Source organism: Streptomyces palmae (assembly GCF_004684805.1).
Taxonomy (GTDB): Bacteria; Actinomycetota; Actinomycetes; order Streptomycetales; family Streptomycetaceae; genus Streptomyces; species Streptomyces palmae.
Genome location: NZ_SRID01000071.1, coordinates 1 through 22970, shown reverse-complemented (window position 1 = coordinate 22970; position 22970 = coordinate 1). Strand labels below are relative to the sequence as shown.

The 22970-nt window shown below is 73.9% G+C and carries 19 protein-coding genes; 4 read left to right on the top strand and 15 right to left on the bottom strand.

Going from position 1 to position 22970, the window contains the following annotated elements; genetic code table 11:
- Window positions 1–124 precede the first annotated feature (124 nt).
- Window positions 125–1789: an FAD-dependent monooxygenase gene (locus E4099_RS10720; RefSeq protein ID WP_135338755.1), complete on the top strand. Its 1665-nt coding sequence runs from the start codon at window positions 125–127 to the stop codon at window positions 1787–1789.
- A gap of 470 nt (window positions 1790–2259) precedes the next feature.
- Here the strand turns inward: E4099_RS10720 and recX are convergent, their stop codons facing one another.
- The 4 genes from recX to E4099_RS10700 all read right to left on the bottom strand — a co-directional run bounded on the left by recX (window position 2260) and on the right by E4099_RS10700 (window position 5706).
- The gene (gene recX, locus E4099_RS10715) at window positions 2260–2937 is read right to left on the bottom strand and encodes a recombination regulator RecX (RefSeq protein ID WP_135338754.1); all 678 of its coding nucleotides are present in this window, start codon (window positions 2935–2937) and stop codon (window positions 2260–2262) included.
- A gap of 4 nt (window positions 2938–2941) precedes the next feature.
- Entirely contained in the window at window positions 2942–4075 is a 1134-nt protein-coding gene (recA, locus tag E4099_RS10710; RefSeq protein ID WP_135338753.1) for a recombinase RecA, read from the bottom strand.
- Window positions 4076–4214: 139 nt separating this feature from the next.
- Window positions 4215–5399 carry an AI-2E family transporter gene (locus E4099_RS10705; protein ID WP_245244747.1) on the bottom strand — a complete coding sequence of 395 codons (1185 nt, stop codon included), beginning with the start codon at window positions 5397–5399 and terminating at the stop codon, window positions 4215–4217.
- Between the two features lie 112 nt (window positions 5400–5511).
- Window positions 5512–5706 (bottom strand): DUF3046 domain-containing protein, encoded by a 195-nt coding sequence (locus E4099_RS10700; RefSeq protein WP_135338752.1) that lies wholly within the window; start codon window positions 5704–5706, stop codon window positions 5512–5514.
- Between the two features lie 80 nt (window positions 5707–5786).
- Between E4099_RS10700 and E4099_RS10695 the strand changes: the two genes are divergently transcribed.
- Entirely contained in the window at window positions 5787–6734 is a 948-nt protein-coding gene (locus tag E4099_RS10695; RefSeq protein ID WP_135338751.1) for a prenyltransferase/squalene oxidase repeat-containing protein, read from the top strand.
- Between the two features lie 72 nt (window positions 6735–6806).
- Here the strand turns inward: E4099_RS10695 and E4099_RS10690 are convergent, their stop codons facing one another.
- Genes E4099_RS10690 through E4099_RS10680 form a run of 3 tightly spaced genes read right to left on the bottom strand, consistent with a single transcriptional unit; the run spans window position 6807 to window position 8951 of the window.
- The gene (locus E4099_RS10690) at window positions 6807–7115 is read right to left on the bottom strand and encodes an AzlD domain-containing protein (protein ID WP_135338750.1); all 309 of its coding nucleotides are present in this window, start codon (window positions 7113–7115) and stop codon (window positions 6807–6809) included.
- A complete protein-coding gene (locus E4099_RS10685) occupies window positions 7112–7969 on the bottom strand; it encodes an AzlC family ABC transporter permease (RefSeq protein ID WP_245244746.1) in 858 nt (285 codons plus the stop codon). The genes E4099_RS10690 and E4099_RS10685 overlap by 4 nt, the downstream gene beginning before the upstream one ends.
- A 10-nt stretch (window positions 7970–7979) precedes the next feature.
- Window positions 7980–8951 (bottom strand): AraC family transcriptional regulator, encoded by a 972-nt coding sequence (locus E4099_RS10680; RefSeq protein ID WP_135338748.1) that lies wholly within the window; start codon window positions 8949–8951, stop codon window positions 7980–7982.
- Window positions 8952–9034: 83 nt separating this feature from the next.
- Here E4099_RS10680 and E4099_RS10675 point away from each other — a divergent pair, with 83 nt between their 5' ends.
- Window positions 9035–13732 carry an ATP-dependent helicase gene (locus E4099_RS10675; protein WP_135338747.1) on the top strand — a complete coding sequence of 1566 codons (4698 nt, stop codon included), beginning with the start codon at window positions 9035–9037 and terminating at the stop codon, window positions 13730–13732.
- Between the two features lie 192 nt (window positions 13733–13924).
- Complete coding sequence (locus tag E4099_RS10670; RefSeq protein ID WP_135338746.1) at window positions 13925–14803, top strand: DNA-formamidopyrimidine glycosylase family protein; 879 nt, start codon at window positions 13925–13927, stop codon at window positions 14801–14803.
- 471 nt (window positions 14804–15274) lie between these two features.
- Here E4099_RS10670 and E4099_RS10660 read toward each other — a convergent pair whose 3' ends face one another.
- From E4099_RS10660 to E4099_RS10625, 8 genes are all read right to left on the bottom strand, one after another.
- A complete protein-coding gene (locus E4099_RS10660; protein WP_135338744.1) occupies window positions 15275–15520 on the bottom strand; it encodes a hypothetical protein in 246 nt (81 codons plus the stop codon).
- A gap of 32 nt (window positions 15521–15552) precedes the next feature.
- Window positions 15553–16038: a Dps family protein gene (locus E4099_RS10655; protein ID WP_135338743.1), complete on the bottom strand. Its 486-nt coding sequence runs from the start codon at window positions 16036–16038 to the stop codon at window positions 15553–15555.
- A 179-nt stretch (window positions 16039–16217) separates the two neighbouring features.
- A complete protein-coding gene (locus tag E4099_RS10650; RefSeq protein ID WP_135338742.1) occupies window positions 16218–16601 on the bottom strand; it encodes a helix-turn-helix domain-containing protein in 384 nt (127 codons plus the stop codon).
- A 109-nt stretch (window positions 16602–16710) separates the two neighbouring features.
- Window positions 16711–17220, bottom strand: a complete 510-nt coding sequence (locus tag E4099_RS10645) for a CinA family protein (RefSeq protein ID WP_135338757.1) — start codon at window positions 17218–17220, stop codon at window positions 16711–16713.
- A gap of 20 nt (window positions 17221–17240) precedes the next feature.
- Complete coding sequence (pgsA, locus tag E4099_RS10640; RefSeq protein ID WP_135338741.1) at window positions 17241–17891, bottom strand: CDP-diacylglycerol--glycerol-3-phosphate 3-phosphatidyltransferase; 651 nt, start codon at window positions 17889–17891, stop codon at window positions 17241–17243.
- Entirely contained in the window at window positions 17888–19384 is a 1497-nt protein-coding gene (gene rimO, locus E4099_RS10635; protein WP_135338740.1) for a 30S ribosomal protein S12 methylthiotransferase RimO, read from the bottom strand. Before rimO ends, pgsA begins: the two co-directional genes overlap by 4 nt.
- A 61-nt stretch (window positions 19385–19445) precedes the next feature.
- Window positions 19446–20237, bottom strand: coding sequence for a helix-turn-helix domain-containing protein (locus tag E4099_RS10630; RefSeq protein WP_135338739.1), 792 nt, complete (start codon window positions 20235–20237; stop codon window positions 19446–19448).
- A 190-nt stretch (window positions 20238–20427) separates the two neighbouring features.
- Entirely contained in the window at window positions 20428–22962 is a 2535-nt protein-coding gene (locus tag E4099_RS10625) for a DNA translocase FtsK (RefSeq protein ID WP_135338756.1), read from the bottom strand.
- Window positions 22963–22970: the final 8 nt, after the last annotated feature.

Sequence of the window (22970 nt, the reverse complement as noted above, 5' to 3'; positions counted from 1 at the left end):
TCGTGTTTCCGCCCACCCGTCACGCCGGGCGCGCCCTTCCCGGTCCCGCCGCCCCAGGTCCGCGGTCCGGTGAGCCGCTCGGCGCCGGCGACCGCCCGGCCGCCACCGCGCAAGGAGCCCTTCCGTGGATCCGGTGATCATCGTCGGGGCGGGGCCCGTCGGCCTCGCCCTGACCCTCGCCCTGGCACGCCGGAACGTCCCCGTGATCCTGCTGGACGAGGGCACCGGCGACGAGCGCCGCCCGGCCAGGACCGCCGTACTGCGGCCGGACACCGCCGCCGCGCTCGCCCGGTTGACCGGACCGGACGCCTTCGGGGACCGGAACTGGACCGGCTGGCGCACCATGCGCCGACGCCAGTCGGTGTGCGAGGTGGCCTTCGCGAGCCCGGGCACCGTGCCCCAGGACGGCGCCGACGGCCCGGTGCCCGCGCCGCTGCACCTGGCACAGCACGAGCTCACCCGGGCACTGCGCGCCCAACTCGCGCTCCTGGCCCGCCCGGAGCTGGTCACCCTCGCCACCGGCAACCGGGTGGACTCCCTGGAACAGGACGGCTCGGGCGTCTCGGTGCGCACCCGCGGCGCGGGCGGCACCTGGTGGCGGGGAAGCTATCTGGTCGGCTGCGACGGACCCCGGTCCACCGTCCGCAAGCTGCTGGGGGTGCGCTTCCCGGGGCGTACCGCCGTGGAACGGCACGCGGTCGCCGCACTGCGCACCGAACTGCCCTGGCCCGGTGAGGCGTTGCTGCACCGCTCGCCCCCCTGGCGAGCCGCCGACGCGGAGATCACCGCCCGCCCGCTGCCGCACGGCATATGGCGGTTGGACTGGTTGCTGCCGCCCGGCCGCGAACTGGTCACCCCGGACGCGCTGCTCGCCCGGATCGACGACACCCTGACGGGCTGGTGCGGTGATCCGGCGCCGGGGTACGAGCTGCTGGACACCGGGGTGCACACCATCCACCACCGGCTCGCCCTGCGCTGGCGAGTGAACCGGGCCTTCCTCGCCGGGGACGCCGCCCATCTGCTGGGCGCGCTGGGCACCCAGGGCCTGGACGAGGGGCTGCGCGACGTCGGCAACCTGGCCTGGAAGCTGGCGCTGGCCTGGCATCAGGGGCCGGCCGACGCGGATCTGCTGCTCGACAGCTACCAGGCGGAACGGCGCACCGCGGTCAGCGCCCGGCTGCGGGCCGCGGACCGCGCGCTGCCCTCGGTACGGTCGGCCGGCGGCTGGTCCTCGGTGCGGCGCACGGTGCTCCCCGGAGCGGCCCGCGGCCATGACGCGCTGCTCACCGACGGGCAACTGGGGCGGGGCCCGCTCGGGGCGCCGCCGGTGTACGACCGCACCCCGCTGGCCCTCCCGGACCCCCCGGAGGGCAGTGTCACGGTCGGCACCGCGATCGGGGCGCCGGCGGCGGACGTGGCGGTGACCGCGCCGGACGGCTCGGTGACACGGCTGCGGGACCGGCTGGGCGGCGACCTGCTGGTGGTGCTGGTCGCCCCGGGCACCGGGGTGTGGGAGCGGCGGCACTGGCTGCGTGCCGGCCTGATGCCGCGGCTCTCGGCCGCCGTCACCGCGCTCCCGGTGGCCGCGGAGCTGCTGATCACCGAGGAGTATCCGGGCGCCGCCCCGCACACCGTGCTGCTGGTGCGCCCGGACGGTTACCTGGTGGCGGCCCTGTCCGGGGTCCGGCCCGACGAACTCCAGGCCTGCGCCGACGCGGTGCGCGGCGGTGGCTCGGCACAGGGCGCCCGGAAGGCGGGACGGGACGCGGAGGCCGCGGCCGGTCGGTAGGCGGGTAGGGGCGCCGCCCGGGCGTCACCGGCATACCGGCGTCACAGGCGCCGGTGGCCTTGCCTTCGTGGCGGCAGGCGGCGAACCACCGGCCGAGGCAGGGAATGCCCGGCACCGCGGGCGTGGTCGGACCCGCCGCACAGCGGCACCAGGCGGTGGCACCCGCCCCATGGGATCCGGCACACGATGCACGCCGAGCAAGGCGCGGGCCTCTCCCCCGTGAGACCCCGCATACCACCCACGCCGAGCCATCCGGCAGCAGGCGGCGAGGCGAACGTCCGCCTCGGTGCGGGATGCCTGGCCCTCGGGCGTGTGGGGGCCCCGGCACACAGCGACGCCGGGTGATGGGCACCCGCCTGTGGGACCCGGCACGCGACCCATGCCGGGCGATGTGGCCAGCGCGTCCGCGGGATCCGCACACGACGTACGCCGGGCGATGCCGCCCTCGCGACGGCCCGCCCCGCGGTGGCTCAGAAGTCGGGGAGGTGCTGGTCCAGCAGCTCGGGATCTTCGCCCTCCTCCTCGAGGGCGCGCCGCACCACCCGCAGGGCCAGGCCTTCCGCGTACCCCTTGCGGGCCAGCATCCCGGCGAGCCGGCGCAGGCGCTTGTCCCGGTCCAGACCGCGGGTGGACCGCAGTTTGCGCTCGACCAGCTCGCGAGCGGTCCGCTCCTCCTGCTCGGAGTCGAGCTGCCCGACCGCCTCGTCGATCAGTGCCGAATCCACGCCCTTGGTCCGCAGCTCGCGGGCGAGAGCACGGCGGGCCAGGCCCCGGCTGTGGTGGCGGGACTCCACCCAGGCACCGGCGAACGCCGCATCGTCGATCAGCCCCACGTCCTCGAACCGGGAGAGCACCTCCTGGGCCACCTCATCCGGTATGCCCCGCTTGTGCAGGGCGTCCGCCAGCTGCTTGCGGGTGCGCGGGGTCCCGGTGAGCAGGCGCAGACAGATCGCCCGCGCCTGCTCCTCCGGGTCGGGTGGCGGCCCCGGCTCGGCCTCGGCGCCCACCTCCCCGAAGGGGGGCGCGGTGGCCGAGCGGTCCTCGCCGTCCGCGGAGCCGCGACCTCGACCGCCCTCCCGTGAGGTGGTGCGGCCGGGGTCGCCGAAGGGCCGCTGCGGGGGTTCCGGCCAGTCGGTGCGCCGTGTCACCGGATCAGCTCTTGGCCGCGGTGGCCTTGGCCGCCTTCGCCCCGGTCTTGGCCGCCGTGGCGGGCGCCGCCTTCACCGGTGCGGCCGCCGCGCCGGCCGATCCCGCGGCATCGGCACCGGGCTCTGCCACCGGCTCCTCCGGCCGGACCCCGATGCCCAGCTTCTCCTTGATCTTCTTCTCGATCTCGTTGGCGAGGTCGGGATTGTCCTTGAGGAAGTTGCGGGCGTTCTCCTTGCCCTGGCCCAGCTGGTCGCCCTCGTAGGTGTACCAGGCGCCCGACTTGCGGATGAAGCCGTGCTCCACACCCATGTCGATCAGGCCGCCCTCGCGGCTGATGCCCTGGCCGTAGAGGATGTCGAACTCGGCCTGCTTGAAGGGCGGGGCGACCTTGTTCTTGACCACCTTGACGCGCGTGCGGTTGCCGACCGCCTCGGTGCCGTCCTTCAGGGTCTCGATGCGCCGGATGTCCAGCCGGACCGAGGCGTAGAACTTCAGCGCCCGGCCACCGGTCGTGGTCTCCGGGGAGCCGAACATCACCCCGACCTTCTCGCGGAGCTGGTTGATGAAGATCGCGGTGGTCTTGGACTGGTTCAGCGCACCGGTGATCTTGCGGAGCGCCTGGCTCATCAGGCGGGCCTGGAGACCCACGTGCGAGTCACCCATCTCGCCCTCGATCTCGGCACGGGGCACCAGCGCGGCCACCGAGTCGATCACGATGAGGTCCAGCGCGCCGGAGCGGATCAGCATGTCCGTGATCTCCAGCGCCTGCTCGCCGTTGTCCGGCTGGGACAGGATCAGGGAGTCGGTGTCCACGCCGAGCTTCTGGGCGTAGTCCGGGTCGAGGGCGTGCTCGGCGTCCACGAAGGCGACGGTGCCGCCGGCCCGCTGGGCGTTGGCCACCGCGTGCAGGGTCAGGGTCGTCTTACCGGAGGACTCCGGGCCGTACACCTCGACCACGCGCCCGCGCGGCAGGCCGCCCACCCCCAGGGCGATGTCCAGGGAGGTCGATCCGGTGGGGATGACCTCGATGGGCTCGTTCGGCCGCTCGCCCATGCGCATCACGGCGCCCTTGCCGAATTGCCGTTCAATCTGTGCGAGCGCGGCGTCCAGCGCCTTCTCGCGGTCGGTTCCTGCCATGGGTTCCACCCGGTTTGCTTGGTTCGATCGCTTCACGTCCACGACGCTAACGCGTGCCACTGACAACGCGCCGAGACGGCGGCCGGCCTGTGGATAACCCCGGCCCGAAACCCATGAGAATGGATGTTCGATTTTCGTGTCAACCGCGCCGCGACAGCGCTCCGCGCAGCCGGGTCAGCGTCGAGTCGCCGCGCTCCCGCTTGGCCCCGCCCCGCACCCGGGGATCGTCGGTGACCTCGTACCGCTTGATGTAGACGCCGAGGAACGCCTGCAGGGTGGCGGTCGCCGGGATGGCGATGAGCGCCCCCACCGCGCCGAGCAGCGCGGTGCCCGCGATCACCGAGCCGAAGGCGACCGCCGGGTGGATGTCCACCGTCTTGGCCGTGATGCGCGGCTGCAGCAAGTAGTTTTCGAACTGCTGATAGACCACGACGAAGCCGAACACCCACACCGAGTACCAGGGATCCACCGTGAAGGCGATCAGCATCGGCAGCGCGCCCGCCAGATAGGTGCCTATGGTCGGGATGAACTGCGAGATCAGGCCCACCCAGACGGCCAGCGCGGGGGCGTAGGGCACGCCCAGGCACTGCAGCAGGACGTAGTGGGCGACACCGGAGATCAACGCCATGAGACCGCGTGAGTAGAGGTAGCCGCCGGTCTTGGCGACGGCGATCTCCCAGGCGCGCAGCACCTCGGTCTGCCGGTGCGGCGGGAGTACCGAGCACAGGGCGCGGCGCAGCCGGGGGCCGTCGGCCGCGAAATAGAAGGCGAAGAGGGTGACGGTGAGCACCTGGAAGAGTCCGCCGAGCACCGCGGTCGAGACGTCCAGCACGTTGTCGGCGCTGTCCTTGGCGTACTTCTGCAGCCAGTCGGAGTGCAGCAGGCTGTCCTGGATCTGCACCCGGGACAGATCGGTGTGGAAGGTCTCGTTGGCCCACCTGATCAGCTGGTCCAGGTACTTCGGGAAGTCCTCGACCATCTTCACGATCTGGTCGGCCAGCATCGATCCGAGCAGGGCGAAGAAGCCCGCGACGGAGATCAGGATGCCCAGGAACACCAGCGCGGTGGCGACGCCCCGGCGCACGCCGCGCGCCGCCATCCGGTCCACGGCCGGTTCGACCGCGAGCCCGAGGAAGAAGGCGATCAGGATGTTGAGCAACAGCCCGGTGAGTTGATCGAAGGCCCAGGTGGCGAGCCGGAAACAGGCCACGAGAGCAAGGGCCAGGACCATGGCGCGCGGTAGCCAGCCGGGCATGCGCGCGGCCTGGTTCGCCGGCCTGCCGGGGCTGCTGTCGTCCGGTGGGGGGAGCGTCTCTTCTGTCATGGCCACCGGCCCAGTGTGGCGTACTGCCGCCGCAAGGATCCGGCCACCCCGCCATCGGTTGCCGACCGTAACCGGGGAGTGAAGGACACGGGAACGGTGCGGAACGCGCGCCTCACCGCTTGTCGTACGGGATCTCCAGCGCGCGGCAGACCCCGCGCCACACGTCCTTGGCCTCCCAGCCGGCCTCCAGTGCCTGGTGCACGGTCCGGCCACCGAGCTCGGACATCACATGGTCGCGTGCGAAGGAGTCGGCGTAGGACTCGCCGAAGTAGTCCGCCATTCGCTGCCAGAAGACCGTCAACCGCATGCGACCAGTATCCCGCTCCTGAGAGTGCTGCGGTGCCGGAGCGGCCGGTGGTCCCGGCCCGTCCCGCCTACGGTCGGGGCATGGACCGTTCCGAAGCAGCCTCATCCCCTCCGCTCGCCCGTGCCGAGCGGTTCGTCTGGCTGACCGCCCGGGTGCTGGAGCAGCACCGGTTCGCCTACCACTTCCTGGGCGGGGCCGCCGACGCGGTCGATGCCGCGCTGACCGCCTACGAGCGGCCCGACGGAGGGTTCGGGCACGCGCTGGAGCCGGAGCTGCGCGGCCCGGTGAGCCAACCCTGGCACGTGGTGCGGGCACTGCACCTGCTGGCCGAGACGGGGCACTGCCAGGGTCGGCGGGTGGAGCGGATCTGCCGCTATCTGACCGGCGTCTCCACCTCGGACGGAGCCCTCCCCGCGCTCCATCCCTCGCTGCGCGGCTACCCGGTGGCGCCCTGGCTGTCCCTTCGCGACCATCCGCCGAGCGATCTGCTGACCACCGGCCCGGTGGTGGGGCTGCTCCACCGAAGCCAGGTGTGGCACGCGTGGCTGTTCCGGGCCACCGACTTCTGCTGGGCCTCGGTCGGGGCACTGGCGGACGGCGCCAAGGCCGACCCCCGCGAGGTGGCGGCGGCCGTCGCCTTCCTGGACGGGGCGCCGGACCGGCCCCGGGCGGAGCAGCTGGCCGAGCGGCTGGGGCGGAGCGTGCGGGAGCGGCGGCTGGTGCGGCTGGACCCGGGGCGTCCGGCCGAGGGCGGGCCGAAGGAGCCGCGTCTTCCGCTGTACGAGATCGCCCGCACCCCCGCCTCGCTCGCCCGCCGCTGGTTCACCGACGCCGAGGTCGACCGCGCGCTGGACTTCCTGGCGGCGGCCCAGCGGCCGGACGGCGGCTGGCCGGCGCCCGCGCCGGGGCTGGGCGAGGCGCCGGGCACCGGCACCGGGTGGACTCCCGCCATCGAGCTGGAGTCCCGGCCCATCGCCACCGTCGACGCACTGCTCACCCTGCGCGCCTACGGCCGCCCCGTGGCTTGATCGGCGGCGCCCCGTACCGCCCCGCCCCTCCCGTGGCCGGGACCCTACCGACGGTTCGGCGACCCGCGCCGTTCAGCCGGTCAGAGCCCGCAGCAGGGCGGTGACCACCACGGCGGCGCCGACGACCACCAGGAACGGGGCGCGCAGCAGCAGGGCGAGCGCCGCGGCCGCGAGCCCGGCGGCGCTCGCGTCGAGCTTCAGGCTGTGGCCGGTGCTGAAGGTCTGCTGGGCGGTGAGCGCGGCCAGCAGGGCCACCGGGACCAGGGTGGCGAGCCGTTTGACCAGCGGGCGCTCCAGCACCCCGGAGGGGACGGACAGGCCCAGCAGCTTGACCAGGTAGCAGCCTGCGGCGGTCACGGCGATGGCGATCCAGATGCTCATCGGGCGCTCTCCTCGGTCTCCCGGGCCCGGGCCTCCTGGGGCGCCGTGGCCCCGCGCTCCCCGGCCTCCTGGCTCCGTACCTCCCGGGGCTCCGTGGCCCCGTACTCCTCGGGCGCCGTGGCCCCGTGCCTGTCTGACGCCGGCGGCTCACCGGCTCCGGCCCGGCCCCGTACCGCCAGCACGGCGGGGGCGGCCAGCGCCGACACCAGCACCGGCACCCCGGCGGGCAGCAGCGGCACGCAGACCAGCACCAGCAGGACGCCGAGCGCCGCCACCGCCCGGTCGGTGGCGCTGGTCAGCTTGGGTGCCAGCAGGGCCAGGAAGACGGCGGGGCCGGCGGCGTCCAGTCCCCAGGCGTCGGTGTCGCCCAGTGCGGACGCGCCCAGCGCTCCGGCCAGCGTGGTGAGGTTCCACAGGGCGAAGACGCTCGCTCCGGTCACCGTGAAGCCGAGCCGGGCGGAGCGCTGGTCCGGCTGGGCGAAGGCGACGGCGGCGGTCTCGTCGATCACCCAGTGCGCGGCGAGCGGCCGGATCGCCGCGGGAAGCCGCAGCAGTCCGGCCAACCGCAGCCCGTAGAAGGCGTTGCGGATGCCCAGGAAGAACGCCCCGGCGGCCGCGGTGAAGGGATTGCCACCCGCCGCCAGCGCACCGACCAGCGCGAACTGCGAGGCGCCGGTGAAGACGAACAGGCTCAGCGCACAGGTCTGGAGCACATCGAGGCCGGCGCCCGCCGAGGTCACCCCGAAGGAGAAGCCGGACAGGCCGACCGCGACGCCCACGCCGAGCGCGTCGCGGATGACGGCGCGGTCCGGCCTGGCGCCGGCGCCGTCGGATATCTCTGTGGGTTCTCTCACCCCGAGGACGCTACGGAGCGCGCCCACCGGCGGTCTTGTACGTTCTTGCGCCCGGGCGCGGTTCCACGCCGGGCGCCTGGTTGGTGGTGACAGTGCGCCCCGGAGCGCGCCCGCGCCGGTACGCGCCTGGAGGGACTCCCACGATGCGGGTGAAGTGCCGGTTGAGGTGCGGCTGGTCCGTGAAACCGACCGCGACGGCCACCTCGGCGGGGGCGGAGCCCGCGTCCAGCAGCAGCCGGGCACGCCGCACCCGGGCGTTGGTGAGCCAGGTGTGCGGCGGCATCCCGTGGATCTCCCGGAAGGCCCGGAGCAGTGCGAAGGGGCCGGTGCCCAGCTCGGCGGCGAGCCGGTCCAGCGAGGGCGGGTCGGCCATCCGCTCCTCCAGCAGCTCACGGGCGCGCAGCGCGGTGCGCGCCCCGGCGCTGGACACGGAGCGCGGGGCGGCGGGCGCTCCGTACCGCCGCAGCAGCCCGGCCAGCGCGATCCGCAGGAGGCTGTCGGCGGCCAGCGCGTTCCCCACCTCCGCGGCCCGGTGCACCTCGGTGAGCAGCCGGTGGCTGCGCGGGTCGTCCTCGATGATCACTTCCTGGAAGGCCGCCGAGCCGCGCAGCGCCAGGGTCTGGGCGGCGATGTCCTGGATCAGCTCGGGCGCCGGGTAGAGCACCTGGTAGGCCCAGCCCTCCGGCACGCCCGCGTGGCCGGTGTGCGGGACGTCCGGATTGAGCAGCGCCAACCCGCCGGGCCCGACCCGCAGGGTGTCGCCGCCGTGGCGGAACTCCTCGACCCCCGCGGTGATCGCCGCGAGGACGAAGGTGTCGTGGGTGTGCGGCACGAAGTTCTTGCGGATGTAGCGGGCCCGCAGCAGGTCCAGGCCGGGCAGCTCGGGATGCTGCCAGTAGCGCGCGCTCTCCGCGCCGACCCGGCCGGTCCGCCCGCCGCCGGGGCCGCCGGCGGCCCCGTTCCGGCTCCCCGCACTGCTCATGACTCCATTCTGCGGGCCCCGGCGAAGCGGCGCCGACCCGCGGACCGGGCTGGTTGTCGGTGGTGCGGTGCACGATGGGGGGCATGGCGAGGACAGCACTCGACGGTTTCTCCCCGGCGACCCGCGGTTGGTTCACCGGGGCCTTCAGCGCGCCCACGGCCGCGCAGGAGGGCGCCTGGCGGGCGATCGGCGCGGGCTCCGACGTCCTGGTGGTGGCGCCCACCGGTTCGGGCAAGACGCTCGCCGCCTTCCTCGCCGCGCTGGACCAGCTGGCCAGCACCCCGCCGCCGGCCGAGGCGCGCAGGCGGTGCCGGGTGCTGTACGTCTCGCCGCTCAAGGCCCTGGCGGTGGACGTGGAGCGCAATCTGCGCAGCCCACTGACCGGCATCCGGCAGGAGTCGGTGCGGCTGGGGCTGCCGGAGCCCGAGGTGCGGGTCGCCATCCGCTCGGGGGACACCCCGGCCGCCGAGCGGCGCGCGATCGCCACCCGCCCGCCGGACATCCTGATCACCACCCCGGAGTCGCTGTTCCTGATGCTCACCTCCTCCGCGCGGGAGGCGCTCAGCGGGGTGGAGACGGTGATCCTGGACGAGGTGCACGCGGTCGCCGGGACCAAGCGCGGTGCCCATCTGGCGCTCTCCCTGGAGCGGCTGGACGAGCTGCGCCGATCCGCCGGCCCGGGGGCGGGGCGGCCGGCCCGGCGCATCGGGCTGTCCGCCACCGTCCGCCCGGTGGACGAGGTGGCGCGCTTCCTCTCCCCGCAGCGCCGGGTGGAGATCGTCCAGCCGGCGTCCGGCAAGGAGTTCGACCTGTCGGTGGTGGTGCCCGTCGAGGACCTCGGGGAGCTGGGCGGCTCCCCGGTCCAGGAGGGGGACACCGGGGAGAAGCCGTCGATCTGGCCGCAGGTGGAGGAGCGGATCACCGACCTGGTGCAGGCGCACCGGTCGACCATCGTGTTCGCCAACTCCCGGCGGCTGGCCGAGCGGCTGTGCAACCGGCTGAACGAGATCGCCTACGAGCGGGCCACCGGCACCCTGCCGGAACACCACTCGCCCGCCGAGCTGATGGGCGGCTCCGGCGCGGCCAAGGGCGCTCCCGCGGTGCTGGCCCGCGCCCACCACGGCTCGGTCTCCAAGGAGCAGCGGGCACTGGTCGAGGAGGACCTGAAGGCCGGCCGGCTGCCGGCCGTGGTCGCGACCTCCAGCCTGGAGCTGGGTATCGACATGGGCGCGGTGGACCTGGTGGTGCAGGTGGAGTCGCCGCCCTCGGTCGCCTCCGGCCTGCAGCGGGTGGGCCGGGCCGGACACCAGGTGGGCGCGGTCTCCACCGGGGTGGTCTTCCCCAAGTACCGCGGCGACCTGGTGCAGGCCGCGGTGGTCACCGAGCGGATGCGCACCGGGGCCATCGAAGCGCTGCGGGTGCCCGCCAACCCGCTGGACGTCCTGGCCCAGCAGCTGGTCGCGATGGTCGCGCTGGACACCTGGGAGGTGGACGAACTGCTGGCGGTGGTGCGCCGCGCCGCGCCGTTCGCCACCCTGCCCGAGTCGGCGTTCACCGGGGTGCTCGACATGCTGGCGGGCCGCTACCCCTCCGACGCCTTCGCCGAGCTGCGGCCGCGGGTGGTGTGGGACCGGGTCGCCGGCACGGTCACCGGCCGGCCGGGGGCCCAGCGGCTGGCGGTCACCTCCGGCGGCACCATCCCGGACCGCGGGCTGTTCGGCGTCTTCCTGGCCGGGGCCGACCCCAAGAAGGGCGGCGGCCGGGTCGGGGAGCTGGACGAGGAGATGGTCTACGAGTCCCGGGTGGGCGACGTCTTCACCCTGGGCACCACCTCCTGGCGCATCGAGGACATCACCCGGGACCGGGTCCTGGTCTCCCCCGCCCCGGGGGTGCCCGGCCGGCTGCCGTTCTGGAAGGGTGACCAGCTGGGCCGCCCGCTGGAGCTGGGCCGGGCGCAGGGCGCGTTCCTGCGGGAGATCGGCGGGATGGCCCCGGAGGCCGCCCGCGAGCGGCTGTCCGCGGCGGGGCTCGACGACTGGGCGGCGGGCAATGTGCTGTCCTACCTGGCCGAGCAGCGTCAGGCCTGCGGGCATGTGCCCGACGACCGGACGATCGTGGTGGAGCGGTTCCGCGACGAACTGGGCGACTGGCGGGTGGTGGTGCACTCCCCGTTCGGTGCCCAGGTGCACGCCCCCTGGGCCCTGGCGCTGGGCGCCCGGCTCGCTGAGCGGTACGGCATGGACGCGCAGGTGATGCATGCCGACGACGGCATCGTGCTGCGGCTGCCGGACGCGGACCTGATGGGCCTGGACCTCCTGGACGCCGATCCCACCGAGCGGGGCCGGGAGCACGACACCGAGCAGTCCCCGGTGGGCGCCGCCGACGTGGTCTTCGAGCAGGGCGAGATCGACCAGATCGTCACCGACCAGGTGGGCGGCTCGGCCCTGTTCGCCGCCCGCTTCCGCGAGTGCGCCGCCCGCGCCCTGCTGCTGCCCCGCCGCAACCCGGGCCGCCGCACCCCGCTGTGGCAGCAGCGGCAGCGCGCCGCGCAGCTGCTCCAGGTGGCCGGCGAGTTCGGCTCGTTCCCGATCGTGCTGGAAGCGGTCCGGGAGTGCCTCCAGGATGTCTTCGACGTACCGGGCCTGACCGAGCTGATGGGCGACATCGAGGCGCGCCGGGTGCGGCTGGTGGAGGTGACCACCCCGGAGCCGTCCCCCTTCGCCCGCTCGCTGCTCTTCGGCTACGTGGCGCAGTTCCTCTACGAGGGGGACTCCCCGCTGGCGGAGCGGCGCGCGGCCGCGCTCTCCCTGGACTCGAGGCTGCTGGCCGAGCTGCTGGGCCGGGCCGAGCTGCGCGAACTCCTGGACGCGGAGGTGCTGGCCGAGCTGGAGCGGGAGCTGCAGTGGCTGACCGAGGACCGGCGGGCCAAGGACGTCGAGAGCGTGGCCGACCTGCTGCGGCTGCTGGGCCCGCTGACCGAGGCGGAGCTGGCCGCGCGGGGGGCCGAGCCGGAGTGGGTCCGGGAGCTGGCCGCGGCCCGCCGTGCCATCGCGGTCCGGATCGCGGGCCAGGACCACTGGGCGGCGGTGGAGGACGCCGGGCGGCTGCGCGACGCGCTGGGCACCGCGCTGCCGGTGGGCGTGCCCGAGGCGTTCACCGAGCCGGTCAGGGATCCGCTGGGCGATCTGCTGGCCCGCTACGCCCGCACCCACGGCCCGTTCACCTCGGCCACCGCCGCCGCCCGGTTCGGCCTGGGGGCGGCCGTCACCGAGGGCGCGCTGCAGCGGCTGGCGGCGGCGGGCCGGGTGGTGCAGGGCGAGTTCCACCCGGCCGGTATCGGGCAGGAGTGGTGCGACGCGGCCGTGCTGCGCAGGCTGCGCCGCCGCTCGCTGGCCGCGCTGCGCCAGGAGCTGGAGCCGGTGCCGCCCGCCGCGCTCGCCGCCTTCCTGCCGCAGTGGCAGCACCTGGGCACCCACAGCCTGCGCGGCATCGACGGGCTGGTGCGCGCCATCGAGCAGTTGCAGGGCGCGCCGGTGCCGGCCTCCGCCCTGGAGAAGCTGGTGCTGCCGTCCCGGGTCGCCGACTACGCGCCCGCGATGCTGGACGAGCTCACGGCCGGCGGCGAGGTGGTCTGGGCGGGTGCGGGCGCGCTGCCCGGCAAGGACGGCTGGGTCTCCCTGCACCTGGCCGACGCGGCGCCGCTGCTGCTGCCCGCCGCCCATCCGCTGGAGATCGGCCCGCTGCACCAGGCCGTGCTGGACGCCCTCGCCGGCGGCTACGGCCTCTTCTTCCGGCAGATCGCCGAGCAGGTCCGCGCCGCGCACCCAGAGTGCGCGGACCCGCAGCTGGCCGACGCGGTCTGGGACCTGGCCTGGTCCGGCCGGCTCACCAATGACACCCTCGCCCCGCTGCGCTCGCTGCTCGGCTCGGGCCGGACCGCCGGCGCCACCGCGCACCGCGCCCGGCGCACCGTGCCCCGCGGCCGATACGGCTCCCTCACCGGGCGGACCGGCCGGCCCACCGCGTCCCGAAGCGGACCGCCCACGGTGGCCGGCCGGTGGGCGCTGCTGCCCGAGCGGGAGCCGGACCCCACCCAGCGGGCGCACGCCATGGCCCGCACGCTGCTGGACCGCCACGGGGTGGTCACCCGGGGCATGGTCGCCGCCGAGGGGGTGGAGGGCGGTTTCTCCGCCGCGTACCGGGTGCTGTCCGCGTTCGAGGACAGCGGCCAGGCGCGGCGGGGCTATGTGGTCGAGGGGCTGGGGGCCGCGCAGTTCGCGATGGACGGTGCGGTGGACCGGCTGCGGGCGGTCAGCGCCGCCCGGGACCGGGCCGCCGGGCTGGCCGCGGACAGCGGGGAGGTGTTCGGCGCTCCCCCGGCCGTGCGGGCGGTGGTGCTGGCGGCCGCCGACCCGGCGAACGCCTACGGGGCCGCGCTGCCCTGGCCCGAGCCGCCCACCGGCGCGGCCCACAAGCCGGGCCGCAAGGCCGGCTCGCTGGTGGTGCTGGTCGACGGCGAGTTGGTGCTGTACCTGGAGCGCGGCGGCAAGACCCTGCTCGCCTGGCCCGCCGGCCCGGCGGAGGCGGAGTCTCCGGATGACGACGCCCGGCTGTCGGCGGCGGTCCAGGCGCTGGGCGAGGCCGGCCGGGCGGGGGCGCTGGGTACGGTGACGGTGGAGCGGGTCAACGGCGTACCGGCGCTCTCCTCCCCCATGGGCCGCACCCTGGAGTCGTCCGGTTTCCATCCCACCCCGCGCGGCTTCCGCCTGCGCGCGCCCTGAGGCCGCGCCGGGTCTCTGCCGGATGAGGTCCGCCCGGCAGGGTGCGCCGCCCCGTGCCGGAGAAGGTCCTCCCGGCCGGGTGCCGCGCCCCGTAATGGTGAAGGTCCTCCCGACCGGTGCCGCGCCCCGTACCGGTGGAGGCGCCCGCCCGGCCGGGTGCCGTGCGGCGGACCGCCCCGGCATCATGGGCGTATGCCCGAGGGAGACACCGTCTGGCGGACGGCTCAGCGGCTCCACGCCGCCTTGGCCGGCCGGCGCCTGGTCCGCTGGGATCTGCGGGTGCCGCGGCTGGCGACCACCGATCTGACCGGACGCCCGGTCCTCGAGGTGGTGCCGCGCGGCAAGCATCTGCTCGTCCGGGTCGAAGGGGGCCTGACCCTCCACTCCCATCTGCGGATGGACGGTGCCTGGCGGATCTACCGGGCCGGTGAGCGGTGGAGCGGGGGGCCGGGGCACCAGATCCGGGCGGTCCTCGCGAACACCGAGCACACCGCGGTCGGCTACCGGCTGCCGGTGCTGGACCTGTTGCGCACCGCCGACGAGGGGCAGGTGGTCGGCCATCTCGGGCCCGACCTGCTGGGCCCGGACTGGGATCCGCGGGAGGCGCTGCGCCGGCTGTCCGCCGATCCGACCCGCCCCCTCGGTGCCGCTCTGCTGGACCAGCGCAACCTCGCCGGGATCGGCAATGTGTACAAGAGCGAGCTGTGCTTCCTGCTGCGGTCCTCCCCCTGGCTGCCGATCGGGGAACTCCCGCACCCCGAGCGCCTGGTGACCCTGGCCAGAAAGCTGCTGGAGGCCAACAAGGACCGTCTGGCCCGGGTCACCACCGCCGATACGCGGACCGACCGCAGACTGTGGGTGTACGGGCGGGAGGGGCGCCCCTGCCGGCGCTGCGGCACTCCGGTGTGCGCCACCGACCGCGACCTGCCCGATGCGGCCGAAGGCGCCCGGGCGGCGGAGCGGGCCGATACGCCCGCGCCGCAGGGTGCGGCGGACCACCCGGTCTCGCGGCAGCGGATCACCTACTGGTGTCCGCGCTGCCAGCCCGGGCCCCGTCCGCCGGGAATCTGAGGCGCCCGCGGTCCATGGCGGCCGGGCCGTCCCGCACCGGACTGCGGTACGCAGTGCACCGGCAGCAGGCTCAGCCCCCATCCGCCCGCCAGCACCGCCCCCTCGACGGGCCCGGCCCGCCCGGGGTGCAGGGCCAGCCGTATCGCCGCCCACCACCAGGCCGCTCCGCACAGCAGGGCGACCGCCCAGCGGGCCGCCCACAGGCACCGGGCCGCGCCCCCACCGCCGGCTGGCATATCGCTGCCTCCCTGGGCGTTCACGGATTTCCGCGCACGCCGGTCGGCCCGCGCGCGGCCTGGGGCCCGACGACCGCGTCAGGGATCGCGCGCCCTCCACAGTGTGCCCAGCCGCCGACCGCCCCGCACGTCGCCCGGGGGTGGCATCGGCGCGCGCCCCGGAGGCATCGACGCACGTGGGGGCGGACGGCGAAGCAGCTTCCGGGGCAGGGACGCCCCGCCGTCCGTCGTACCCTCAGGTCCAGCGCCAGACGGTCCAGGTGAACTTGTCTCCGCCCACCCAGCGGACCACATCGGGGTCATCCAGGTCGACCTTGCCCAGACCGACGCGGTGGGCGATCTCGATCACGTCCACCACCGAGTGCGCGACACCGACGAACTCGCCGGCCACCTCGACCAGGCGGTAGGGCGGTTCGCCCGGCTGGACACCCAGCACGACGATCTTCGGGGTGGTGCTGCGCGGGCTCTGGGTCTCGGTCATCTGCGGTGTCCCCCGCTCGGGCGAGTCGGGGTTCAGCCCTGACCCGCACTCACGTTCTCGGCCTGGAACATCCAATGGTGCTTCTCCAGGTCCCTGGTGAGTCCGATGAGGATGTCCTGGGTCACCGGGTCGGGCTCGGCGGTCTCCTCGATGCGCTGCCGCATGCGGGCGACGACGGCGGCGAGCGCCGCGATCAGCGTGCGTACCGCGTCGACGTCCTCGCTCCAACCCTCTTTCACGGTGTCGATGCCGCTGGACTTGGCGACCGTCTCGGCACGTCCGTCCGGGGCGACCCCGATGGCGGAGGCGCGTTCGGCGACCGTGTCCATGTGCAGCCGGGCGGTGTCCACCACCTCGTCGAGCTGGAGGTGGACGGAACGGAAGCGCGGCCCCACGACCGTCCAGTGGACCTGCTTGGCCACCAGCGACAGGTCCACCAGGTCGACCAGCGCGCCCTGCAGGGCCTCCCCCACGATCCGACGGCTCTCATCCGGCAGCGGGCTCTTCAGCACAGACATCAACACCCTCCGATGTGGTGCGATCCGATGCGGTTCATACGCTCTACCCACCATGACACAATCCGCACAAACCGGCTGGACGCACAACGGAGCCCCCTGTCGGCGCGTCGACGCGCCGACAGGGGGCTCCGGAAGTTCTGGTGTGACGCCGGGAAGCAGCAGGGGCTTCCGGCCGGGCGTCAGGCGGCGACCACGTCCACGGCCTCCGCGGGCGCCTTGATGGTCACCCGCTCCTCCGGGACACCGGTCACGGACGTCACGGAAACCGAATTGAGCATCGGCCGGACCGGCGCCGGGACCGTCTCGCCGGCCGCCGCCGACTCCGCCAGCTCCGCGAGCGACAGTTCGTCGCTCACTTCCCGCATCACCTGGGACATCCGCACGTCCAACGCGTCGCAGATCGCGGAGAGCAGCTCGGACGAGGCCTCCTTCTGGCCCCGCTCGACCTCTGACAGATAGCCGAGGGACACCCGGGCGGAGGAGGAGACCTCGCGCAGGGTGCGGCCCTGGCGCTGGCGCTGCCGACGCAGCACGTCACCCAGCAGGCGACGGAGCAGAATCATCGCTGGCTCCCTCCTCGGACCTCGGATTCGGATCCTTCACGCCCCACCGTACCGCCTTCGGCTCTACCCGTGCGGGGAGCGATGTCGTGTTCACTCAGGGCTGCAAACATCAAATCCCCCCGTGTTCTTCCGTATCCTGTGCCCTTGCATTCCCGATCAATTCACGCCGCAGAAGATCCAGTGCGGCCCGCACGCTGTCCGCCCGGATCCCGACGCGGTCCCCGTCCAGCCGCAGCTCGGCCACCGAACCCGCGCCGCCGGGCCCCCGCACCGCCACGAACACGGTGCCCACCGGCTTGCCGTCCTGCTCCGCCGGGCCCGCCACCCCGGTGGTGGCGACCCCCCAGTCGGCGCCCAGCAGTCGCCGTACGCCCCGCGCCATCTGCCGGGCGACCTCCGCGTCCACCGCGCCCCGCCGCTCCAGGAGCGGTCCGTCCACCCCCAGCAGCTCGCGCTTGAGCTCGGTGGCGTAGGCGGTCACCGAGCCGCGGAAGGAGCGGGACGCCCCGGGGACCGCGGTCAGCTCGGCCGCCACCAGGCCGCCGGTGAGCGACTCGGCGACGGCCAGCGTCTGCCCCCGCCGCGCCAGCAGCTCCAGGGCCTCGTCGGCCGGCTCCATGATCGGCGGGTGGCCGACGGTCACCGCACCGACTCCCGCTCGGCCCGCTCCCGCTCGGCGGCCAGCCCGGCACGGCGCAGCACGATCGCCTGCCGTACGTAGTCGAGGCCGGTGACCACGGTCAGCACCACGGCGACGGCCATCACCCAGAACCGCAGCGTGGCGAGCGGTCCGGTGAGCGCCAGGATGTACATCCCGACCGCCGTGCCCTGGGCGAGCGTCTTCATCTTGCCGCCCCGGCTGGCCGGGATGACGCCGTGTTTGATCACCCAGAAGCGCATCAGGGTGATGCCGATCTCCCGGAAGAGGATCACGCCGGTGACCCACCAGGGCAGGTCGTTCAGGGCGGACAGGCAGATCAGCGCCGCCCCCATGATCGCCTTGTCGGCGATCGGGTCAGCGATCTTCCCGAAGTCGGTGACCAGGTCGTACCGGCGTGCCAGATGCCCGTCGAACAGGTCTGTGATCATGGCGATGGCGAACGACGCCCAGGCCAGCGAGCGCCAGGCCGGGTCGTAGCCACCGCCCGCCAGCATCAGCAGCACGAAGCCGGGCACCAGCAGCAGCCGCACCATGGTGAGGATGTTGGCGATGTTCCACAGTCCCACCGAGCGCGTCGAGCCGACCGGGCGGCGGGCACCTCCCGCGGTGGAGGCCGGGGCATGGGTCATCTGGCCGCTCCCTGGGTACACGCGCCGCTCTCCAGCGGCAGCGGCTCCGCCACGAGATCCACTCCCTCCGTCGCCACCACCTTCGCGATGACGATACGGCCGGGGACCGCCTCGGCGGCGCCGGTCAGCAGGGTCTGCCCGTCCGTCTCGGGGGCCTGGTGGGCGCCCCGGCCGACCGGGCCGTCCTCCTCGTCGATCCGGTCGACCAGGACCTCCACGGTCTCTCCCAGCCGCTCCTCGGCGCGCTGGGCGGTGAGCTCCTCGGCCAGCTGCGAGATGTGCGCCAGCCGCTCGGCCACCACCTCCGGGTCGATCTTGCCCTCGTAGCCGGCCGCCTCGGTGCCGTCCTCGTCCGAGTAGCCGAAGACGCCGATCGCGTCCAGCCGGGCGTGGGTGATGAAGCGCTCCAGCTCGGCCAGGTCCTCCTCGGTCTCGCCGGGGAAGCCGACGATGAAGTTGGAGCGGGCCCCGGCCTGCGGCGCCTTGGCCCGGATCTGGTCCAGCAGCCCCAGGAAGCGGTCGGTGTCGCCGAAGCGGCGCATCGCGCGCAGCACCTGGGGCGCCGAGTGCTGGAAGGACAGGTCGAAGTACGGGGCCACCTTCTCGGTGGAGGTCAGCACGTCGATCAGCCCGGGACGCATCTCGGCGGGCTGGAGGTAGCTGACCCGGATCCGCTCGATGCCGTCCACCGCGGCCAGCTCCGGCAGCAGGGTCTCCAGCAGCCGGATGTCGCCGAGGTCCTTGCCGTAGGAGGTGTTGTTCTCGGAGACCAGCATGATCTCCTTGACGCCCTGCTCGGCGAGCCAGCGGGTCTCGCCCAGCACGTCCGAGGGGCGGCGCGAGATGAAGGAGCCGCGGAAGGACGGGATGGCGCAGAAGGAGCAGCGGCGGTCGCAGCCGGAGGCCAGCTTGACCGAGGCCACCGGACCGGCGTCCAGGCGGCGGCGGAGCGGCGGCCGCGGGCCCGAGGCCGGTGCGAGACCTTCCGGCAGGTCGGCGGGGGCCGGGGCGGGCTGCTCGGCGGCGCCGTGGCCGGGCAGCGCCACGCCGCTGGCGTCCTGCCGCTCGGCGGGGCTGATCGGGAGCAGCTTGCGGCGGTCCCGCGGGGTGTGGGAGGCGTGGACGCCGCCGCTCAGGATGGTCTGCAGCCGGTCGGAGATGTCGGCGTAGTCGTCGAAGCCGAGCACGCCGTCCGCCTCGGGCAGCGCCTCGGCGAGTTCCTTGCCGTACCGCTCGGCCATGCAGCCCACCGCCACCACGGCCTGGGTTCTGCCGTGGTCTTTGAGATCATTGGCTTCCAGCAGGGCGTCGACCGAGTCCTTCTTGGCGGCTTCGACGAATCCACAGGTGTTGACGACGGCGACATCCGCGTCCGAGGCGTCCTCGACGAGCTCCCAGCCGTCCGCTGCCAAGCGGCCTGCAAGCTCCTCCGAGTCCACCTCGTTACGGGCGCATCCAAGCGTGACAAGGGCGACGGTACGGCGTTCGGGCATACGCTCAGACTACTTCGTCCCGGCCGCCTCTCCCGCTGCCAGGGTTGCCGACCTGCCCGACTCAGCCGACCTCGGGGTCTCCCTTGGTGTAGCTGAGCCGCTGGACCTGCCCGTTCGCGCCGACCTGCTTGACCTCCTTGCCGTTGACGAACAGCTGTACGGCTCCGGCGTTGCCCAGCACCAGATCGATGCGCTTGCTGTCGGTGAAGGTCCTGGAGTCGCCCTGGCGCAGCACGCCCTCGTGGATCAGCCGGCCGTTGTGGTCCTGGGCGGAGATCCAGCTCTGGCCCTTCTCCGCGGTGAGCTTGACCGTGACCTTGTCGGCCGGGACGCCGGCGATGGCGCTGTCGGACGGCTCGGGCTTGGGGTCGGCCGGCTTGCTGGGGCTGTGGTCGGCCCGGGGCGGCGGGGTGTCGTGGGCGGCCGGCGAGGGTTCGCCGCCGCCGTTGCCGGTGAAGAGCGTGAAGCCGACGAACCCGACCACCGCGACGATGGCGGCGACCATGGCGGCGGTCCAGTTGGGCCGCCGGGGCTCGGAGCGGATGCGCTCGGCCTCGAAGAGCGGCGCCGCCACGGTGGGTTCCGGGCGCCCGCCGTGCTCGGCGTCGTACTGGGCGACCAGCGCGGTCGGATCCAGGCCGACGGCGCGGGCCAGTGCGCGCACGTGCCCGCGGGCGTAGACGTCGCCACCGCATCGGGTGAAGTCGTCCTCTTCGATGCTCTGCACGAGGGGCGCCCGCACCCGGGTGGTGGTACTGACCTCTTCGATGGTCAGTCCGGCATGGATACGGGCCTGCTGGAGGGCGCGGCCGATGGACGGCCGGTCTTCTGCGGGAGAGTTGCCGATGGACACGGGGGCGCCTTTCGAGCGTGTAGCCACCTGCTGGAGGTTCAGTCTAGGGGTGGGGCGAAAGGGTCGGGCAAGCGGGAGCGCGGAGTCTGTACGCCATCAGAACGGGCAGCACCAGCCGAGGACGGCGCATCCGGTCATCACCTCGCCCAACTTGACGTATCACGCCGGGAAAGGGTTGCCCGCGTTTCCCTCACGGTTGAGCCTCCCCCCGGATCAGCGCGAGCACGCCATCCAATTCATCCGGTTTGACCAATACGTCCCTGGCTTTCGATCCCTCGCTCGGCCCCACGATGTTCCGCGACTCCATCAGGTCCATCAGCCGCCCGGCCTTGGCGAAGCCCACCCGCAGCTTGCGCTGGAGCATCGAGGTGGATCCGAACTGAGTGGAAACCACCAGCTCAGCGGCCTGGCACAGCAGGTCGAGGTCATCGCCGATGTCCTCGTCGATCTCCTTCTTCCGCTCCGAGCCCACCGTCACGTCGTCCCGGAAGACCGGTGCCATCTGCGCCTTGCAGTGCTCGACGACGGCGGCGACCTCCTTCTCGGTGACGAAGGCGCCCTGCATCCGGACCGGCTTGTTCGCGCCCATCGGGAGGAACAGGCTGTCGCCCTTCCCGATCAGCTTCTCCGCGCCCGGCTGGTCCAGGATCACCCGGCTGTCGGCCAGCGAGGAGGTCGCGAAGGCCAGCCGGGAGGGCACGTTCGCCTTGATCAGGCCGGTCACCACGTCCACCGAGGGCCGCTGGGTGGCGAGCACCAGGTGGATGCCCGCGGCCCGGGCCAGCTGGGTGATGCGGACGATGGAGTCCTCCACGTCGCGCGGCGCCACCATCATCAGGTCCGCCAGCTCGTCCACGATCACCAGCAGGTACGGGTACGGCCGCAGCTCCCGCTCGCTGCCCGGGGGCTGCTTCACCGTGCCCTGGCGCACCGCGGCGTTGAAGTCGTCGATGTGCCGGAACCCGAAGGCCGCCAGGTCGTCGTAGCGCAGGTCCATCTCCCGCACCACCCACTGCAGCGCCTCCGCGGCGCGCTTGGGGTTGGTGATGATCGGCGTGATCAGGTGCGGGATCCCCTCGTACGCGGTCAGCTCCACCCGCTTGGGGTCGACCAGCACCATCCGCACATCGTCCGGGGTGGCCCGCGCCATCACCGAGGTGATCAGGCAGTTGATGCAGGACGACTTGCCCGATCCGGTGGCGCCGGCCACCAGGATGTGCGGCATCTTCGCCAGGTTCGCCGAGACGTAGCCGCCCTCGACGTCCTTGCCCAGCCCCACCACCATCGGGTGGTCGTCGCCCACGGCCTCCGTGGACCGCAGGACGTCCCCCAGGTTGACCATCTCGCGGTCGCTGTTGGGGATCTCGATGCCCACCGCGGACTTGCCCGGGATCGGGCTGATGATGCGCACGTCGGGGCTGGCCACCGCGTAGGCGATGTTCTTGGTGAGCGCGGTGATCCGCTCCACCTTCACCGCCGGACCCAGCTCCACCTCGTAGCGGGTGACCGTCGGGCCCCGGGTGAAGCCGGTCACCGCGGCGTCCACCTTGAACTCGGCGAAGACGTTGGTCAGCGAGGCCACCACCGCGTCGTTGGCGGCGCTGCGGGTCTTGCCGGGCCCACCGCGCTCCAGCAGCTCCAGCGAGGGCAGGGCGTAGGTGATGTCGCCGGCCAGCTGCAACTGCTCCGCGCGCGGCGGCAGGGGGTCGGCCGGTTCCGGCGCGGCCCGGGTCAGGTCGGGGACGACCGCGGTCTTCTCCAGGCTCCGCTCGCCCTCGGGCGACTCGGCTCCGGCCCGCGCGCCCGGCACCGCCGCGCCACTGTCCCGATCGGCCGAGATACCGCTGCTCAACCCGGCGACCAGCGGCGAGGGCTGGACGCCGTGCAGGACCGCGCCGTCCAGCGCGGCGGCCGCCGCCGCGGCCACGTCCACCGCGTCCCGCGGCCGGTCCGAGGGCGGCTGCACCGGGCCGGCGCGGCGCGGCCCGCGCCGCTTGGCCGGCGCCTCCGCCTCGGCCGGTGCGGCCTCCGGAGCGCCCGGCGCACCCCGGGAGGCGGCGCCGCGACGGGTACGCCGCGGCCGCGGCTCGCGCCACTCCTCGGTGTACTCCGCGTCCTGGTACTCGTCCTCGGCCCAGTCCTCGTATCCCTCGGGGTCGCCCGGATCCCGGATCAGCCCCAGTCGGACGCCGAGTGCCTTCAGCCGCTGCGGGATCGCCACCACCGGGGTCGCGGTCACCACCAGCAGGCCGAAGACGGTCAGCAGGACCAGCAGCGGTACGGCCAGCGCCGCGGTCATCGCGAACACCAGCGGGGTGGAGACCGCCCAGCCGATCAGTCCGCCGGCGTCCCGCACCGCCTGGGTGTCGCCGCGCGGGGGTGAGCCGCAGGCGATGTGCACCTGCCCGAGTACGCCGACCACCAGCGCGGACAGCCCGATGACGATCCGTCCGTTGGCCTCCGGGCGCTCCGGGTGCAGGAACAGCCGGGTGGAGATCACCCCGAGGAGTATCGGCACCAGCAGGTCCAGTCGGCCGAACGCCCCGGTCACCAGCATCTCGACGAGGTCGCCGACCGGCCCGTCCAGATCGGACCAGGTGCCGGCCGCCACCACCAGCGCCAGCGCCAGCAGCAGCAGCGCCACCCCGTCCTTGCGGTGGGCCGGGTCCAGGCCCCTGGCGCCGCGCCCTATCCCACGGAACAGCGCCCCCGCGCCCCGGCCCACTCCCCGCC